Here is a 15,965-nt window from a genome sequence, read left to right on the forward strand (position 1 = left end):
CCTCACTGATTCAGTTGTGCGTTCAAGCTGTTGAATTGCTGCGTCAGATACGAACTGGTCGAGTTCATCTGAGCGACCATGGAGTCCAGATCGGCGAATTGCTCGCGATAACGCGCGATGGTGGCGTCGATCGAAGCCTGCATGCTGGTATAGCGCTCATCTACACGCTCGATACTGGTATCGATACCGCTGGTGGCGACGTCGAGCGAGCCGCCCTCGTCAAGCATGGTGCCCAGTGCCGCATCCAGCTTGGCGGCAAAACCGTCGCTACCGTCGCTGCCCTCGAAGAACGCGCTGACATCGCGGAGATTGCCTTCGACCGCCTCGTCGAGGACGTCATCGTCGACTTCCAGCTTGCCCTCCACGGTCAGCGAGATGCCCAGATCGCCGAGCAGGCGGTAATCGCCGTCGCCGACATTGCCCATGGCATTGCGCAACTGCGACTCCACCCCTCTGAGCGTGGAATTGCCGAGCAGTTGACCGGCCTCGCCCGACTCCGCATCGAAGGAGGTCAGACTGGCCATGGTGTCCTGCAGGGAGTTGTAGGCGTCCACGAAGTCGTTGATGGATGCCTTGATGGCCTTGTCATCACGACTGAGCGTCAACGCATCGCTCGTCCCGGTCTCGTGGGTCGCCTGCAGATCGAAGGTCACGCCCTGAAGTGCACCCTCGACGCGATTCGAAGCACTCGTGATCTCGATGCCGTTGACGCTCAACTGGGCATCCTGGGCGGCCACGGTTTGGCGCATGTCGCTGGCGGTGGGATCCGCGGCGTCGAAGCCGAACGCCGCCTGCAGGGTCGCATCCGTGGACGAGATGCCGATCTGATTGGCTTCTCCGGTCTCGGTCGAGGTCAGCACCAGGCGCTGGGGCGTGCCGCTGCCATCGTTGACGATCGAGGCACTGATGCCGGCATCCTGATCGTTGATCGCGTCGCGCAGACCTTCCAGGGTGTTGTTGTCGGCGTCGAGGGTGATCGAAAACGCCTCCTCGCCGATGGTGAACGCCAGCTCCCCTGTCGCCAGCTCGGCGTCCTCCGCGAAACCGCTCGAAGCCAGCGTCTGGGACTGGGCCAGGGCACTGACTTCCACCTGATAACGGCCGGGCACGGCAGTACTGTCCGTCGACACGGTGACGGCCTCACCCTGCATCTTGCTGCTCAGCGCCTGAAACGTCTCGGGTTTCCCAAGCGCCGTCGCCGACTCGCGCAGGGACTCAAGGGCATTTTCCAGTCGCCCGAAGGCCGACAACTTGGCCTTGTAACTTTGCTTTTGGTCGCTAATCGGCTCCAGCTTCGCGCTTTCGGCCTCTTTCAGCTGGTCCAGCAAGCCACTCAAATCGAGCCCGGAGCCCACCCCCAGGGAAGTAATCGTTGGCATGACACACCCTCACTGAACAGGTTTATCTTTTTACCATGAGGCCCGTCGACGCTATTGCCGAAAAGACACGCTTTACGGGCTTTGTTCGTACATCGGCACGCAGCACCGAAACTTTAATCCGATCGACTTCGTCTTTCATCGGGTACGTGCGTGCAGGCGAGCCCGCCCTGGCGCTGGCATTGTCACGGTCCGATGAGCGATGATGGGAACCTTGACCCGACTGCAAGGAGCCTCAGCCACGATGGATTCGACATCGCTTTTCGCCGACTATGCCCGCTGGCAACGTTTTCAACAGCAGGATCAGCTTCATCGCGAGCATAAGGCGGCCGTACGCAAGCTGGCAGAATCCGGCGCAATGGCATCGCGTGTCGCCGAGGCATATCGCAGCATGGCGGAAAAAGGCGCGGCGGAAGGCGCCTGCTATCGCACCCTCTTCCTGCGTCAGCGTCCGCATGGCGAATCGCTGGCCTGCGAGGGCTGGCTCTTCGTGAGGCGCGTGCTCGCCGAGGGAGGCATCACGCGTGTGCGCGGCACGTTGCTGGAAAGCTTCACGCTGGAGGACGGCGCCCTCACGCCGGGAGACAAGCCCGCCCTCAAGGTCACGCTGGATATTTACGACGAGATTCTCGTCCAACGCACCATGAAGATGGGATGCCGCATCGACCGTCAGGACGATCAGCAGGACACCCATTTCATCACTCTGCTCGACAGTGTGCGCGGCGACCTTCGCGCGCACATGTAAGCCACGCCCGCCAAGTACCCTGCCTGCACGGTTACCGGCGCTTGGCGGGCCCGTTACCGAGGGCAACGTACCATGACATCTCGTACACCGCGTTTCTATGACACGCTTCCTCTGGCCTCGCTGGACGGCGTCAGCGGCATCGCGCAGCCTCCCGCCGCCAGCCACAAGCTGACTCTGGACAGCCCGGCCGTGCGCCTGCTGACCGACTTCACCGCGCAACGCGCCCAGACCATCCTGACGTCCAACACGACCGATCAGGCCCTCAACGTCATGAAGCAGGCGGGCGTGCGGTTGCTCATGGTCATCGGCCCCGATGGGCGCTTCACCGGCGTGGTCAACGCTCGCGAGCTGGTCGGTGGCCGCAAGATCACCATCGCCATGCAGCAGCACGACGTGCCGCGCGAGGAAGTGACGGTCGACATGATTCAAACGCCCCGCGCGCAACTGCACTCCCTCTCGCTGGAACAGCTGGAGAATGCTCGCGTCGGCGATCTGGTGGAAACGTTGAAGGCATTCGGGGATCAACACGTGCTGATCACGGCCGTCGATGACGGGAAGACCATCATTCGCGGTCTGGTCTCGGCTTCCGATATCAGCCGTGCGCTGGGCATCGATCTCGAGCATCCTCCCGAGGCGCGCAGCTTTGCTGCCATTTGCCAGGTCATCCTCGGGCACGACCTGTAAATGCGAATGATGGCCCCGCGCGATGGCATGACCATCGCGCGCGTTCACTCGACACTCAGCGCAGGAGCTGGACATGCTTGACTGGTTGCGGGATCGCCTGGCACCGAGACGCGGCGTCGCCATCTGGGTCATCAAGCAACTCGACGAGACCACCCTGCACTTGTGCGGTGCCGGCATGGCGGAAGGCACGCTGCGACCGTCGCGTCGCCGGCGCGCACTCGCCGAAGGCCGTTTCGTGGGTCCCATCCGCATCGGCGATCACCACGACGTGCTGCATTCCGACCTCTTCGCGCGGCTGCCGCTGCGTGAAAGCCTGCGTCTGATCGACGAACAGCAGGCCGACTATCAAGGTCGACGATTCCGCGTTTCCTGGGTACCGGAGCGGTGCTGGCGCTTCGATGGCGTCCTGACCAGCCATCCGCAACGCAGCGATGGTCAGCTGCGCTTCGTGAGTCACGAAGACGTGGAAGCGATACGCGCCAAGACCGCATCGCGCGAGCCCGATACCACGACCGACGCCCCCTCCCGCGGCTGGACGCTAGCCGACAAGGACGATAACTAGGTATCATCGCGCGCTCATTCGCTTGCGTGCCGGGATGCCATCGCCATGACGACTGCCAACACCATTCTTGTCCTGTATACCGGGGGCACCCTCGGCATGATCGAGAGCGCCCACGGCCTGCGCCCCGCCGGCGACTTCGAAGCACGCCTGCGCCTGGCGATCTCGCGCTTGCCGGCCTCCCGTGGCGATGGCATTCCTCCCTTCGAGATGCTCGAGTACGCAACGCCCATCGATTCGAGCAGCGCGACACCCGTCGACTGGCAGCGACTGGCACGGGATATCGCCACACGGCATGCCGACTACGCGGGATTCGTGGTTCTGCATGGCACCGACACGCTCGCCTGGACCGCCTCGAGTCTGGCCTTCCAGCTGCAGGGCATCGACAAGCCAGTGGTCGTGACCGGCGCCCAGAAGCCGCTGGAAGCGCCAGGCAGCGATGCGCTGGGCAACATCGAGACGGCCCTGCGCTTCGCGGCACTCCCCGGCCTTGCCGAAGTCACCGTCGCCTTCGCGGGCAAGCTCATGCGCGGCTGCCGCAGCCGCAAATGGGACACCCACGCCTTCGACGGCTTTGCTTCGCCCAACTGGCCACTGCTGGGAGAATGCATCGACGGCGCTCCGGTCTTGTACCCCTCTCGGCTGTTGTCGCCGAGCGGCGCACCCCGCTTCGAACTGCCCGATCTGTCGACGACGTCGTCGGTCGTGCGCCTGGCGCTGTGGCCGGGCATCCAGGCCCGTCAGGTCGCGACCCTGCTCGACGAGGACAGCGTGCGGGGGGCCGTGCTCGAATGCTGGGGCAGCGGCAACATGCCCGACGACCCGCACCTGGCGGGGGCCCTGGTTACCGCCAGTGGCGCCGGCAAGCTATTGGCAGTGGTCAGCCAGTGCCCGCATGGGCCGGTGGCCCTGGAGACCTATGCCAGCGGCCAGGCACTCGGTGATGCCGGCGTGCTGGCCGGCGACGACATGACCCCCGAGGCAGCCTTCACCAAGCTCACCCATGTCCTGGCACAACCACTGACGGATGCACAGCGCCGTCATCGCTTCCTCAGCCCACTGTGCGGCGAACGCAGCGCGCTTGCATGACACGGTTCGCGGGCGCCGCCCGAGCCGCGCAGGAAGACGCGACGGCCTGATCCTCAACGACTAGCCGGCGAACGGTGTGCCGGTTACACTATGCGCGCTTCGTCCGGACCGGATCCCGGGCGTATTTCCCAGGCGTGCCACCACACGCTGGGCGCTATAAATTCTCCGCTCAGGACAATGCCTCATGTCGGACCTTCCCCGTCATTCTCCCCGGCGCCAACACGCCGGGGAAAGCGCCGTTACCGCCATCACCTCGCCCGAAGACACCACCAAGGCCGTGGTCATCTATTCCGGCGGAATGGATTCCTACACCGTACTTCACCGCGCGCTGCGCGCCGGTTTCGAGGTACACGCGCTGTCATTCCACTACGGTCAGCGCCACTCCCGCGAACTGGAAACCGCTCATGATGTCTGTCAGCGGCTCGGCATCGCGCATCAAGTCGTCGATATCCGTGCCATTCACGGATTGATCGGCAACTCGGCCCTGACCGACGCCACCCAGACCATGCCCGACGGTGACTACGATGCCGATAACATGGCGGCCACGGTGGTTCCCAACCGCAACATGATCCTGCTATCGCTGGCCATCGGCCATGCCGTCAATATCGGCGCCAACGTGTGTTTCTACGGCGCCCACGGCGGCGACCACGTGCTTTATCCGGATTGCCGCCCCGAGTTCGTCGAGCGGATGAACGATGTCGCGGCCATCGCCGACTTCACCCCCGTGCGCATCGCGGCGCCCTATCTGCACGCCAGCAAGGAAGAGATTCTCGCCGATGGCCTGGCGATGGGTCTCGACTACGCGCAGACCTGGACCTGCTATCTCGGCGCCGAGCGCTCCTGCGGTCACTGCGGCAGCTGTCGTGAACGTCTCGCGGCCTTCGCCGCCCAGGGCGTGACGGACCCTCTGGTCTATGCCGGTGCGGGAGCCTCTGACTGATGTACAGCGTCAAGGAAGCGTTCTATACCTTGCAGGGCGAAGGTGCACGCGCCGGACGGGCCAGCGTCTTCTGTCGCTTCACGGGGTGCAACCTCTGGTCGGGACGGGAACGCGATCGTGCGCAGAGCCGTTGCCGTTTCTGCGATACCGACTTCGTCGGCACCGACGGGCAGAACGGCGGACGCTTCGCGGACGCGCATGCCCTCGCCACGCACCTGCACCGACTCTGGCCCGGCACCGACGACACGGCCGCAACGCCCTATGTGGTCTTCACGGGCGGGGAGCCGCTGCTGCAACTCGACACGGCACTGATCACGGCGATGCGTGCCCATGGGTTCGAGGTCGCCGTCGAAACCAACGGTACGCTGACACCGCCCGACGGCATCGACTGGCTGTGCGTGAGCCCCAAGGGCGACGCACCGTTGAGAATCACGCAGGGCGATGAACTCAAGCTGGTCTATCCCCAGGACGACGCGCCGCCGGCGAATTTCACGCATCTGGACTTTGCGCATTTCTTCCTGCAGCCGATGGATCTCGCGCCCCGTGGCGGGCAAGGCACGACCATGACGGATACCGTCGCCTACTGCCTCGACCATCCGCAATGGCGCCTCGCGCTGCAAACCCACAAGATCGCGGGAATCGACTGATGACCCTTTTCGTCAATCATCTCACCCACATCGATGCGTCGCTGTGGTCGCCCGAACACGGGCTGACGGGCGTCAGCTGGCATGTCGATGCCGAACTCGACGGCGAGCTGGGCCCCGATGGCATGCTGTTCGACTTCGGCGAGGTCAAGCCCTGGATCAAGTCACGTCTCGATGCGGGGCTCGACCACACCCTGCTGGTACCCACCGAGGCAGCGGGCATCCAGGTCGTCGACTGCGCCGAAGGCCTGTGCCTGTGCACGCAGCTCCCCTACCGCATGGAAGTCCGTGGCCCCCGACAGAGCTTCACCCTGCTCCCCTGGCCAGAGATCACCGCCGATCGTCTGGCCATCCATCTGTCGAGCGAGCTGAGCCGTCGGCCACCGGCCAAGGTCGACACGATCCGCCTGCGTCTTCGCGACGAAGAGATTGAGACTGCCGCCTATACCTACAGCCATGGTCTCAAGCATCACACGGGCAACTGTCAGCGCATCGCCCACGGTCATCGTTCGCGCTTGCATATCTGGCGCGACGGACGGCGCGATGCCGCTCTCGAAGCGCAATGGGCACAGGCACTCGATGCCAGTTACCTGATCCACGACGAGGACCTCGACACGCCGTTCGACGAACAGCCCCTGGACGAGCTGAGCGTTGCCTACCAGGCCGCTCAGGGGCGCTTCTCTCTCAAGCTCCCGAGACAACGTTGTCATCTGCTGTCGACGCCGACCACCATCGAGCACATCGCCGCCTGGCTGGCCGATACCATCGCCCGCGATACCGGCAGCCGCATCCGTGTCCAGGCCTTCGAAGGCATCGACAAGGGGGCCATGGCGGATGCCATGCCACCAGCGACGACTCATGACGACGCATGACGAAGGAGTCTCGTATGTCCTGCCGCGCCGGCTGTGGCGCTTGCTGCATCGCCCCCAGCATCAGCTCTCCCATTCCCGGCATGCCGGATGGCAAGCCGGCGGGAGTGCGCTGTATCCAACTCGATGACGATAACCTCTGCCGCTTGTTCGGCGACCCGCGGCGTCCCGCCGTGTGCCACGCCTTCGAATATGACCGGGCGGTTTGTGGCGACACCCGGGAACAAGCGCTGGTGATCCTCCAGGAGCTGGAGCACCAGACCGGCTGACCGCTTCCCGGCGTGTCCAGGGCCGATCTCCCGCGGCATCGTGACGGCCACGACGACATAAAAAAAGCGCGGCTCCATGAGCCGCGCTTTCATTTGCCGCCTTGCAGGCGAGCGTCTAGTCCCGTTCGATCTCGGCGTCTTCGCGCAGTGACTCGGTCAGCCCTTGAATCGCCGCCTGTGCACGCAGGCGTTCCGCCATTCGCGCGCTGTTGCCAGCTTCTTCGGCATCCCCATCGCGTACCTGCGTCAGCTCGATGATCGCGACGCCGGCGTCGGTCATCGCGTGTCCGTAGGTCTGGCCATCGTTGGGATGCGGCAAGCGGAAGGCCTGACGCAACACGGGCTCGGGCGCCGCGTCTCCCCGGCGGGTTGCATCGTCGACCTGCTGCCAGTCGAGGGACACCGCATCGCCATTGCGGAGTGATGCGACGAGACGTTCGGCACGCGCTTCGAGGGCCTCGCGCGTCTTGACCTCGCGCGTCGCTTCACGCACACGCTCGCTCACTTCATCCAGCGACAAGGTCGTGGCCTCACGATGGTCGACAACGCGCAATACGGCGCGGCGCTGGTCGTCGAGCTCGATCACATCGCTGTTATAGCCATTCTCGAGCACGTCCTCGCTGAATGCCGCATCCATCATGCCCGGCTCGGCCAGCACCCCCTCGGCACTGTCGGCGGATACCCAGTCGCTGGTCTGCACATCGAGCCCCAGCTCATCGGCGACGCTTTGCAGATCGTCCGCGGCGTAGCTGCGATCCTCGAGTTGCTGGGCGCGCTCATTGAAGGCGTCGCGGGAGTTGTCGAGACGAACCTGCTCGGCGAGCTCGTCGCGCTGCTCGTCGAAGCTCGGCATGTCGATATCGGTGACCTTGATCAGATGCAGGCCATCGCCACTATCGACCACCGAGGAGACCTGGCCCTCATCCAGCGAGAACGCCGCATCATCGAAGGCGTCGCCGAAAAAGCCGCGGTTGATCACGCCCAGGTTGCCGCCCTTATTCGCCGTGGTCGCGTCATCCGAATACTCGGCTGCCACATCGGCGAAATCGGCACCCTCGGCGAGCTGGCCTTGCGCTTCTTCGATGCGTGCCATGGCCTCGTCCCGCGAACGTTCATCGCCGTAATCGACCATGACATGCGCCACTTCGCGCGGCGCGTCCTCGCGCTCGGCAGCGTAGGCATCCCTCAGCTGCTGCTCATCGACGTCGACGTCCTGAGCCACGTCCTGCTGATTCAGTACGACATACGCCACCTTGACCTGTTCGGGACGCTGGTACTGATCCTGGTGCGCCTCGTAATACGCCTGCATGTCGCTCTCGGTGACCTCGACCGGCGCTTCGAGATCGTCGGCCGTCAACGACGCATAGCGGAAGTCACGCGTCTGATTCTGCAGGGCTTGCAGACGCTCGGCTTCTCCCGGCAGCACGAACGTGGAAAGTGCCACCCCCTGCTGCAGCTGCTGACGCTTCATGTCACGACGCAACTCGCGACGAAACGACAGGGGGGTGTACCCCGCGCTGGCAAGACGATTGGAGAAGAGCTCCTGGGAGAAATTGCCCTCGGAGTCCTGGAATTCGGGACGACTGACGATGAGCTGGTCGATCTGCGCATCGGAGAGGTGCATGCCCCCCTCCTCGGCATATTGATCCAGCAACTCCGTGGTGATCATCTGGTCGATCACCTGTGCGCGGAGTTCACGCTCCTGCTCAGGGGGCACTTGGCCGGAACGAATGCCACGTTGCACCTGCAACTCGACCGCCTGGCGCTTGATCGGCTCGCCGTTGACGGTCGCGATATCGTCGCTGCCTGAGGTGAAGACCCCGACGAGGGACTCGGCCCCGAAGAGCGCGAACGTCACTATGATCGCACCCACGATCATTTTGGCGACCCACCCCTGAGAGCCTTCTCGAATTCGTTGCAGCATGCTTGCCTCGACGTGATGGAGATTCTTGAAACCAGAGCGGATTATACCGGCATCGAGTGTGTCCCGGTCAAAACGGGCTCACATCTCGTGCACCTGCCCCCGACACGAAAAAGGCGCATCGCTCACGCGATGCGCCTCCTTGGGTGGACCGAACCGACACGACATCTCGCTTCAGACACGGCTTACGTCATGCGTCACGCTCATGGCGATCGCCCCGGCCCCACTCGAACCGGTCTTAGTTGACCGAATCCTTGAGCGCCTTGCCGGCCTTGAACGTCGGCACCTTGGCGGCGCTGATTTCGATCGTCTGCCCGGTCTGCGGGTTGCGGCCAGTGCGCGCGGCACGCTCTTTGACAGAGAATGTGCCGAAGCCGACCAGCGCGACGGAGTCGCCCTTCTTCAGACTATCGGTGACGGTATCGACCATGGCGTCGAGCGCACGGCCTGCAGCCGCCTTGGGAATGTCGGCAGATGCAGCAATGGCTTCGATCAGCTCGGACTTGTTCACACTTCACCCCTTGACTGTTTCGGTAATGACTGGAAATCGGCGCGAAACTTCCACTGCCTGAAGCGTCACAACAAAGGCTGGAATTTATAGCAATGCCACGAAACTCTTGTCAAGAAAGCTTCGCGCCGAGCCGCGCCATGCGCGGATTCAAACCGCGTCATGGCCGCTAAATTCTGTCAATGCGTGCTGATATTGGAACGCGTCGGTTGGCTGGTTTCCGCTAGGGATTCACCGCTTTCCACCTCTGCTTTTTCCACCAGCGCCGCGTCGAGAACTTCATCAATCCATTTGACGGGCCGGATATCCAGGGCATCCTTGATATTGTCCGGCACTTCCTTGAGATCCCGGCGATTTTCCTCCGGTATGAGCACCGTCTTTATACCACCGCGTCGCGCCGCCAGCAATTTCTCCTTGAGCCCGCCGATCGGCATGACCTCGCCACGCAGGTTGACTTCACCGGTCATGGCCACGTCACAGTGCACCGGACGCCCGGTGTAGGCCGAGACCATCGCCGTCACCATGGCGATGCCCGCACTCGGCCCATCCTTGGGCGTGGCGCCCTCGGGGACGTGAATGTGGAGGTCCTCTTTCTCGAAGCGCTCGGGATCGATACCCAGCGCTTCGGCGCGTGCCCGCACCACGGTAAGCGCCGCACTCACCGACTCTTTCATCACATCGCCGAGCGAACCGGTCTTGTTCAGGCGCCCCTTGCCCGGGGAGACCACCGACTCGATGTTGAGCAGCTCGCCCCCCACCGATGTCCAGGCCAGCCCCGTGACGCGCCCGACCTGGTCTTCCTTATCGGCCAGGCCATAGCTGTAGCGACGCACGCCGGCATAGGTCTCGATGTCCGCAGCCGCCAGCAGTTGCGGCCCTTTCGCACCTTGCTGCTTCTCGGCCTCGACACGTTCGCGCAGCACCTTGCGGCTCACCTTGGCGATCTGGCGCTCCAGCTCACGAACGCCCGCCTCGCGGGTGTAATAACGCACCAGCTCGAGCAGAGATTCGTCAGAGAAGCTCAGCTCGTCCTCCTTGAGCCCGTTGGCCTTGAGCTGCTTGGGCACCAGGTAACGCTTGGCGATGGCGAGCTTTTCGTCTTCCGTGTAACCGGGCAGGCGAATGATCTCCATGCGGTCGAGCAGCGGCTCCGGGATGTTCATCGAGTTGGCGGTGCAGATGAACATGACGTCGGAGAGGTCGTAATCCAGCTCCAGGTAATGGTCGCTGAAGGTATTGTTCTGCTCGGGGTCGAGTACTTCGAGCAACGCCGACGAGGGGTCGCCGCGATGATCCATGCCGATCTTGTCGACCTCGTCGAGCAAGAAGAGCGGGTTGCGTACCTCGGCCTTGCTCATGCGCTGAATCAGCTTGCCGGGCAGCGAGCCGATGTAAGTACGGCGATGCCCGCGAATCTCGGACTCGTCGCGGATACCCCCCAGCGCCAGGCGCACGTAACGCCGGTTGGTCGCCCGTGCGATCGACTGACCGAGCGAGGTCTTGCCGACCCCGGGCGGGCCCACCAGGCACAGCACCGGCCCCTTGAGCTTCTTGACGCGCTTCTGCACGGCCAGGTACTCGAGGATGCGCTCCTTGACCTCTTCCAGCCCGTAATGGTCCTCGTCGAGCACCTTCTGGGCATGCACCAGGTCGTGCCGCACGCGCGAGCGCTTCTTCCAGGGTACCGCCACCAGCCAATCGAGGTACGAACGCACCACGGTCGCCTCGGCGGATGTCGGCGCCATCATCTTGAGCTTGCCCAGCTCCTGGCGCGCCTTGTCGGCCGCTTCCTTGGGCATGCCGGACGACTCGATCAGCTGCTCGTACTTGTCGGCCTCGTTGGGCGCGTTCTCGAGCTCGCCCATCTCCTTCTGGATGGCCTTCATCTGCTCGTTGAGATAGTACTCGCGCTGGGACTTCTCCATCTGGTCCTTGACCCGCGAACGGATGCGCTTTTCCACCTGCAACAGATCGATCTCGGACTCGATCAAGGCCATCAGGTGCTCGATGCGATCGCGTACGCGATCCATCTCGAGCAGCTCCTGCTTGTCGCCGATCTTGAGCGACAAGTGCGCGCAGATCGTATCGACCAGGCGGCTCGGGTCCTCGATGCCGGACAACGAATTGAGGACTTCGTTGGGCACCTTCTTGGACAGCTTTACATATTGCTCGAACTGATTCAGCAGGACCCGCACGAGCGATTCCTGCTCGCGCTCGGTCAATGCCTCGCTCTCGCGACGCGTGGCCTCGGCCGATACATAACCGGACGCGTCCTCATGGACATCACGAATGTCGGCGCGATAGTCACCTTCGATCAATACCTTGACGGTGCCGTCCGGCAACTTGAGAAGTTGCATGATCTCGGCCACGGTCCCGACATCGAAAAGGTCGCCGAATTCCGGATCGTCCTGACTCGCCTCACGCTGGGCCACGAGCAAGATACGCTTGTCGTTTTCCATGGCCGTCTCGAGCGCGCGAATCGATTTCTCGCGCCCCACGAACAGCGGAATCACCATCTGCGGATAGACGACCACGTCCCGCAGCGGCAAAAGGGGAAGACTTAAGGTCTGTTCAGCGTTCTGCTCCATCGCAGACGTTCCTCAACAAAATCGGTGGATGGGCCGCGAGACGGCACTAATGCCTGGGAAATGGGGGCGCATCCCATGCGATGCAACCGTGCAGCCCGTCGGTTTCATGGCGCGGCGGTAGGTTCAATACGAAAAGGGGGCCCTCAGGCCCCCAGGATGGCTCGACCGGGCATCAACCGTCCTTGCCGGCCACCTTGCTCTCTTCCTGCTGGGAGTAGATCAGAAGCGGCTCGCTGTCGCCGGTAATGACCGAGGCATCGATCACCACCTTGGTGACGTCCTCCAGCGAGGGCACCTCGTACATGGTATCGAGCAGCACGGACTCCAGAATCGAGCGCAGCCCGCGCGCACCGGTGTTGCGCGCCATGGCCTTGTGCGCCACGGCGCGCAGGGCATCCTCGCGGAACTCCAGCTCGACGCCTTCCATCGCGAACAGATGGACGTACTGCTTGATCAACGAGTTCTTGGGCTCGGTGAGAATCTGGATCAAGGCTTCTTCGCTGAGCTCGGTCAGCGTGGCAATGACCGGGACACGCCCCACGAACTCGGGAATCAAGCCGAACTTGACCAGATCCTCGGGCTCGACGCCAGCGAGGATATCCCCCATCGCCTTCTCGGAGTCCTTGCTCTTCACCTCAGCATTGAAGCCGATGCCACCCTTCTCGACACGATCGCGGATCACCTTCTCCAGACCGGCGAACGCGCCCCCCACGATGAACAGCATGTTGCTGGTATCGACCTGCAGGAATTCCTGCTGGGGATGCTTGCGGCCGCCCTGGGGCGGTATCGAGGCCGTGGTGCCCTCGATCAGCTTGAGCAGGGCCTGCTGCACGCCTTCGCCGGATACGTCACGAGTGATCGAAGGATTGTCGGACTTGCGCGAAATCTTGTCGATCTCATCGATATAGACGATGCCGCGCTGCGCCTTGTCGACATCGTAATCGCATTTCTGCAACAGCTTCTGGATGATGTTCTCGACATCCTCGCCAACGTAGCCGGCTTCGGTCAGGGTCGTCGCATCGGCGATCGTGAACGGCACATTGAGCAGCCGGGCCATGGTCTCGGCCAGCAATGTCTTGCCGCTGCCGGTCGGACCGATCAGCAGGATGTTCGACTTGCCCAGCTCGACGTCTTCCGACTTCACGTCGGCACGAAGACGCTTGTAGTGATTGTAGACCGCCACGGACAACACACGCTTGGCGCGATCCTGACCGATCACGTAGTCGTCCAGCGTATTGCGGATCTCGCGCGGTGCCGGCAGGCGTTCTTCATCGCCCTCGGCATCGGCTTCCAGCACTTCTTCGCGAATGATGTCGTTGCATAGATCGACACATTCGTCGCAGATGTAGACGGAAGGACCCGCGATCAGCTTGCGCACTTCGTTCTGATTCTTGCCGCAGAACGAGCAGTACAGCAACTTGCCGCTCTCGTCTTTGCCTTTGCCGTCAGCCATTCGCGTACCTCGTCATAGCGGCATCCCTGACGGGCTGCCGGTAATAAATGCATGTCTCGCTATGAGTCATCAAGTGTCATCAGACGCTATCAGGATACGGGGCGCTTATCCAGCATGGCATCGATGAGGCCGTACTCCACCGCCTGCGTGCCATTCATGAAATTGTCGCGATCCGTGTCCCGAGCCACCGTTTCCGCATCCTGACCGGTGTGCTTGGCGAGGATCTCGTTGAGCTGCTGACGGATGTTGAGAATCTCTTTGGTATGGATCTCGATATCCGCGGCCTGGCCCTGGTAACCGCCCAGCGGCTGGTGGATCATCATCCGCGAGTGTGGCAGGCAGTAACGCTTGCCTGCGGCACCACCGGCGAGCAGCAATGCCCCCATGCTGGCGGCCTGTCCGACACATACGGTCGACACGTCCGGCTTGATGAACTGCATGGTGTCGTAGATGGACATCCCCGCCGTCACCGAACCTCCCGGTGAATTGATGTACAGGTGGATGTCCTTGTCCGGGTTCTCGGATTCGAGAAACAGCATCTGCGCCACCACCAGATTGGCCATGTAGTCTTCCACCGGGCCAATCAGAAAGATGACACGCTCTTTCAGCAGGCGGGAATAAATATCATAGGCCCGCTCACCACGCGCATTCTGCTCCACCACCATGGGGACTAGACCGCCGGCGTTGCTGATATCGAACTCATTGCCCATTGCGTGGCTTCCTTAATCCGATGACTGATTGCTTCAGTGACTAGAGACCCGGCCGTAGCCGGGTCCAGGCACTTGCGACGGCATGCGCGAAGGGGCTCAGGCGCTGGTCTCTTCCTGCGCCTCTTCTTCCGCACCTTCCTGCTGCTGTGCCGCCTGCAGGGCTTGCTCGTAGGACATCTCGACATCCTTAACCTGAGCCTGCTCCAGCAGCTTGTCAACTGCCTTGTCTTCAAGAACCGAGGACTTGATCTGGTTCTTCATTTCGTCGTTCTTGAGGTAATACTCGATCACTTGTTCGGGCTGCTGGTACTGCTGCGCCAGCTCCTCGACACGCGCCTTGATCTCGTCGTCGCTTGCGTCGAGTTCATTGACCTTGACGACTTCGGCCAGCAACAGCCCGACCTGCACGCGCTTCTTCGCCTGATCGGCGAACAGTTCGTCCGGCAGCTGGGAGACGTCGAAGTCCTCGCCGAGGCCGAACTGCTGCGCGGCCTGACGCTTGAGTCCCTGGGTCTCCTGCTGGATCAGCGACTGCGGGACCGGAATGTCGTTGGCCTGCTGCAACGCTTCCAGAGCCTGCTGCTTGACGCGATTGGTCACGGCCTGGGAAAGCTCGTGCTCCATGTTCTTCTGCACGTCGGCGCGGAACGCGGCAACACCACCCTCTTCGACACCGAAACGCTTGATGAATTCATCGTCGACTTCCGGCAGCTGCTTGCCGGCGACCTTGTGCACCTTCACCTTGAAGGTGGCTTCCTGGCCCGCCAGATGCGCCGCCTGATAGTCCTCGGGGAACGTCACCTTGATCTCGAGCTCGTCGCCGGCCTTGGCACCCACCAGCTGCTCTTCGAAACCGGGAATGAAGCTGTTGGAGCCCAGCTCGAGCTCGTGACCTTCGGCGGCACCGCCTTCGAAGGGTTCGTCGCCCAGGTAACCTTCGAAGTCGATGGTCACCTGGTCGCCATTGGCCGCCGCACGATCGACCGCTTCCCATTCGGCATGCTGGGTGCGCAGCGTTTCGATCATCTGATCGACGTCGGCCTCGGTCACCTCTGCCTGGGGACGCTCGATCTCGGTGTTTTCGATCGAGTTGAGCTCGAATTCGGGGTAGACCTCGAGCGTCGCGACGAACTCCAGGTCCTTGCCGTCTTCATCGACGGTCGGCTCGACCTGCGGCGATCCCGCCGGGTTGAGGCTCTCCTGGGTAATCGCCTGCACATAGTGCTGGCGCATCATTTCGCCCACCACCTCGTTGCGGACTTCTCGGCCGAAACGCTGGCGAACGACCGTCAGCGGAATCTTGCCACGCCGAAAGCCGTTCAGCCGCACGTTCTTGGCGGTTTCCTGCAGACGGGTAGCCACGGCTTGATCGACCTCGGCAGCCGGCACTTGGACGGTGACGCGACGTTCGATCTGGGAAGTCGACTCAACGGAAACTTGCATGAATGATCCTCTACCGACAGGGGGCGTTCTGAAAATACGTATAAGACGAGGATTCTATGAATCCCCATTCGCGCTGGCAAGCGCCATTGCGTGGTTTATGGGGCTACAAGGCCCATCTTACAAGGGAAACGGGATGAAAAAAGCACGTCAAACGTCGCAATGGCGAT

Annotated in this window: 15 protein-coding genes; 8 read left to right on the forward strand and 7 right to left on the reverse strand. The window is 62.6% G+C overall.

Features of this window, described 5'->3' with window-relative positions; genetic code table 11:
• Window positions 1-2: 2 nt before the first annotated feature.
• Window positions 3-1,379: a flagellar filament capping protein FliD gene (gene fliD / locus CSAL_RS10320; RefSeq protein ID WP_011507330.1), complete on the reverse strand. Its 1,377-nt coding sequence runs from the start codon at window positions 1,377-1,379 to the stop codon at window positions 3-5.
• Between the two features lie 241 nt (window positions 1,380-1,620).
• Between fliD and CSAL_RS10325 the strand changes: the two genes are divergently transcribed.
• The 8 genes from CSAL_RS10325 (at window position 1,621) to CSAL_RS10360 (ending at window position 7,175) form a co-directional block, all read left to right on the forward strand.
• Window positions 1,621-2,121, forward strand: coding sequence for a hypothetical protein (locus tag CSAL_RS10325; protein WP_011507331.1), 501 nt, complete (start codon window positions 1,621-1,623; stop codon window positions 2,119-2,121).
• 72 nt (window positions 2,122-2,193) lie between these two features.
• On the forward strand, window positions 2,194-2,805 hold the full coding sequence (locus CSAL_RS10330) for a CBS domain-containing protein (RefSeq protein ID WP_011507332.1): 612 nt from the start codon (window positions 2,194-2,196) through the stop codon (window positions 2,803-2,805).
• Between the two features lie 73 nt (window positions 2,806-2,878).
• Window positions 2,879-3,367 (forward strand): hypothetical protein, encoded by a 489-nt coding sequence (locus tag CSAL_RS10335; protein ID WP_011507333.1) that lies wholly within the window; start codon window positions 2,879-2,881, stop codon window positions 3,365-3,367.
• 45 nt (window positions 3,368-3,412) lie between these two features.
• A complete protein-coding gene (locus CSAL_RS10340) occupies window positions 3,413-4,453 on the forward strand; it encodes an asparaginase (protein WP_011507334.1) in 1,041 nt (346 codons plus the stop codon).
• A 184-nt stretch (window positions 4,454-4,637) separates the two neighbouring features.
• Window positions 4,638-5,393, forward strand: coding sequence for a 7-cyano-7-deazaguanine synthase QueC (gene queC, locus CSAL_RS10345; protein WP_011507335.1), 756 nt, complete (start codon window positions 4,638-4,640; stop codon window positions 5,391-5,393).
• Window positions 5,393-6,040, forward strand: coding sequence for a 7-carboxy-7-deazaguanine synthase (queE, locus tag CSAL_RS10350; protein ID WP_011507336.1), 648 nt, complete (start codon window positions 5,393-5,395; stop codon window positions 6,038-6,040). The genes queC and queE overlap by 1 nt, the downstream gene beginning before the upstream one ends.
• Complete coding sequence (locus CSAL_RS10355) at window positions 6,040-6,909, forward strand: 6-carboxytetrahydropterin synthase (RefSeq protein ID WP_011507337.1); 870 nt, start codon at window positions 6,040-6,042, stop codon at window positions 6,907-6,909. Before queE ends, CSAL_RS10355 begins: the two co-directional genes overlap by 1 nt.
• A gap of 14 nt (window positions 6,910-6,923) precedes the next feature.
• On the forward strand, window positions 6,924-7,175 hold the full coding sequence (locus CSAL_RS10360; protein ID WP_011507338.1) for a YkgJ family cysteine cluster protein: 252 nt from the start codon (window positions 6,924-6,926) through the stop codon (window positions 7,173-7,175).
• 115 nt (window positions 7,176-7,290) lie between these two features.
• Here CSAL_RS10360 and CSAL_RS10365 read toward each other — a convergent pair whose 3' ends face one another.
• The 6 genes from CSAL_RS10365 to tig form a co-directional block, all read right to left on the reverse strand.
• Window positions 7,291-9,099 carry a SurA N-terminal domain-containing protein gene (locus CSAL_RS10365; RefSeq protein ID WP_011507339.1) on the reverse strand — a complete coding sequence of 603 codons (1,809 nt, stop codon included), beginning with the start codon at window positions 9,097-9,099 and terminating at the stop codon, window positions 7,291-7,293.
• Between the two features lie 235 nt (window positions 9,100-9,334).
• Window positions 9,335-9,607: a nucleoid-associated protein HU-beta gene (hupB, locus tag CSAL_RS10370; RefSeq protein ID WP_011507340.1), complete on the reverse strand. Its 273-nt coding sequence runs from the start codon at window positions 9,605-9,607 to the stop codon at window positions 9,335-9,337.
• 176 nt (window positions 9,608-9,783) lie between these two features.
• Window positions 9,784-12,192, reverse strand: coding sequence for an endopeptidase La (lon, locus tag CSAL_RS10375; protein WP_011507341.1), 2,409 nt, complete (start codon window positions 12,190-12,192; stop codon window positions 9,784-9,786).
• A gap of 172 nt (window positions 12,193-12,364) precedes the next feature.
• Complete coding sequence (gene clpX / locus CSAL_RS10380) at window positions 12,365-13,645, reverse strand: ATP-dependent Clp protease ATP-binding subunit ClpX (RefSeq protein ID WP_011507342.1); 1,281 nt, start codon at window positions 13,643-13,645, stop codon at window positions 12,365-12,367.
• A gap of 89 nt (window positions 13,646-13,734) precedes the next feature.
• Entirely contained in the window at window positions 13,735-14,355 is a 621-nt protein-coding gene (gene clpP / locus CSAL_RS10385; RefSeq protein ID WP_011507343.1) for an ATP-dependent Clp endopeptidase proteolytic subunit ClpP, read from the reverse strand.
• A 96-nt stretch (window positions 14,356-14,451) separates the two neighbouring features.
• Window positions 14,452-15,798 carry a trigger factor gene (tig, locus tag CSAL_RS10390; protein WP_011507344.1) on the reverse strand — a complete coding sequence of 449 codons (1,347 nt, stop codon included), beginning with the start codon at window positions 15,796-15,798 and terminating at the stop codon, window positions 14,452-14,454.
• Between the last annotated feature and the right edge of the window lie 167 nt (window positions 15,799-15,965).

Source organism: Chromohalobacter israelensis DSM 3043 (genome assembly GCF_000055785.1).
In the GTDB taxonomy this organism is placed as follows: Bacteria; Pseudomonadota; Gammaproteobacteria; order Pseudomonadales; family Halomonadaceae; genus Chromohalobacter; species Chromohalobacter israelensis.